This window comes from Aeromonas sp. QDB62, assembly GCF_027705695.1.
In the GTDB taxonomy this organism is placed as follows: domain Bacteria; phylum Pseudomonadota; class Gammaproteobacteria; order Enterobacterales; family Aeromonadaceae; genus Aeromonas; species Aeromonas allosaccharophila.
Genome location: NZ_JAPDCD010000105.1, coordinates 1 through 2374 on the forward strand (window position 1 = coordinate 1; position 2374 = coordinate 2374).

Annotated in this window: 1 protein-coding gene; it reads left to right on the forward strand. The window is 53.2% G+C overall.

Going from position 1 to position 2374, the window contains the following annotated elements; genetic code table 11:
• Positions 1-177: 177 nt before the first annotated feature.
• A complete protein-coding gene (locus tag OKC27_RS22580) occupies positions 178-1854 on the forward strand; it encodes a sensor domain-containing diguanylate cyclase (RefSeq protein ID WP_270694178.1) in 1677 nt (558 codons plus the stop codon).
• The last annotated feature ends 520 nt before the right edge of the window (positions 1855-2374 follow it).

The window sequence follows — 2374 nt, forward strand, 5'->3', positions numbered from 1 at the left end:
ACCAATCAACAGGTTTCGGATTTTTACACATCAGGAGGATCGGTCAATGGATCCTTAACTGATCGGCATTAGGCCTTTGGCCCCTTTTTACTATGAAGATCGGGAGCCTGCAGGTGCGGCTCGTGTGATGCGGGCAGGCTGGGTATCACGGCATCATGGTAATGGATATATCGGGTTATGGCTCAGGCTCCGCGCACGATTGATCATCAGTTGGCTTACTCCATGTTCCCCATCTGGCTGGGGGCTATCCTGCTGCTATTGTTCCTGCTGGCATGGGCCCAGATCCCGGCGGCCACCCGGATTGAAGAGCAGCGCATGAAGGATCACCTGCTGCGAGTTAGCCGGGTGGTGCAGTCCGATGTTGCTGCTCTGGATGCATTCAGTCGGGATTGGGGCATCTGGGATGATAGCCACCGCTTTATAGGCAACAGGAACAGGATGTACATCGAATCCAATCTGTTCAACGACATGCCAATGCGGGATTTTAGCCTCAACCTGATGAGCTTTATGGATCTTGGCGGCCACGAGATCTGGACTCGTACCCTGCTGCCCGATGCGCCCGGGATCAATCCTGATCAGTTTCCCTATTTTCTCGACGAGCTGAAAAAGCAGTTAAGAGGAGCGTCTATGGCGCAGGGAGGGGCCAACCTGCATGGCATTCGAGCCTCCCAGTGGGGGCCATTGATGTACTCCTGGCAGCCGATCAGAAACAGTGACGGCTCTGCGCCGTTCAACGGTTTTTTGCTGGTGATGCGTTGGCTCGACACCGCTTATCTCGAGCAGGTATCGCAGCGAACCGAACTGCCACTGGCGATCTCCCATACCAATCTGGATGTCACCGCCTCCTTCAAACCGTTGAAATCGCAAATGACCTATCGCCTGATTGACCTGGGGCTGGATCGGCTGAGGGGAGAGGTGCGGCTGCTCAACAGCGATAACCTGCCGGTGTTAACGCTGGTCATCGAGGAGGAGCGCAAAGTATTGGGCAGTGTGCTGGAAGGGGCGCTCTGGACCTTTGTGGGCATGCTGTTCATCAGTTTTATCTGCATCATGATCGCCATGTACCGACTCAACAGTATTGTGCTTACCCCGTTGCAGCAGCTGGTTTCAGCGTTGCAGCGTTTTGGCGATCGGCCAGATGCCAATTTGATCCCGTTTATCGACAGCAGTGCCGAAATGGCGACCTTGAGTGGCAAGTTCAGGGAGATGGCCAGCAAGGTCAGCCAGCAACACGATGCGTTGCTGGAGCGATCCTGTCAGATGGAGATGGCGGCGTTCACCGATCCCTTGACCCGTTGCTTCAATCGCCGTTATTTGGATGGCTGGTTGCAGGCTAACGGAGCCAAGCCTTGTTTGCTGTTGCTGCTGGATCTCGATCATTTCAAACGGATAAATGATCGATTTGGTCATGACATCGGGGATCTGGTGTTGAAGCAACTGGCTGAACTGCTGCGCAAGCTGGTGGTGAGTGAATCAGAACCGATTATCCGGCTGGGGGGAGAGGAGTTTTTACTGTTGTTGCAGGTGGATAACGAACAGGAGTTGGCGCTGCGAGCCGAATACCTCAGGCTGCGTGTTGCCCAGCACCGCTTTGGCTTCGAAGACAGGCCGCTATGGTTGACGGTGTCGTTGGGATACTGTCGCTATCCGTTGCATCCTGAATGTCCGGATTCATTCTGGAGCCACAGTTTCAAGCTGGCTGATATGGCGCTCTATCAGGCCAAGCTGGGAGGGCGCAATCGGTGGTGCGGGTATGGCGGTTCCCCGTCTCCTGGCGATGTGATGGGGCAGACCCCGGAACAGCTTGTCGAAGGGGCGGTTCTCACACGATACTCATCTGCAAGCCTTGATTAACCGTGTTTTACCAGGACCAGATAGGCCAGCGCGACAATAAAACCGAGTAGGATAAAGAGAAAGGATCCGATTCCCCACACGGCCGCGAGAAAGGCCCCCACCTTTTGCCATCTCGACTCATTCTTCATAAATAAACCATTACTTCCCAATAACTTGCGTGGCGCAAAAATACGCTGATTTACCCATCTTAACAACAATTAATCGCTGTCCTACATGGTTGTAAGGCGTCATTGATATGCACCTTTTGGCGTTGGGTGCGGGCGGCGCTGGTATCCAGGAATGGGCATGGCGGCGTGTTATCTGGGGTGAGCGACAAGATTGGGATGGCGCGCAAAGATGTCACAGCAATCGATTTATTTCTGTGCAACTTTTGCTTCAGGTCAATAACTTTGCATTTACAAGGGCATATAGTCAGCGGGCTTACAGCATCAAATGAAAACAAAACCTGATTACCCATGATTAGCAGTCAGTTACCACGAACTATACTGATCTTACGTACAGTTATCGAGGTGCGAGATCA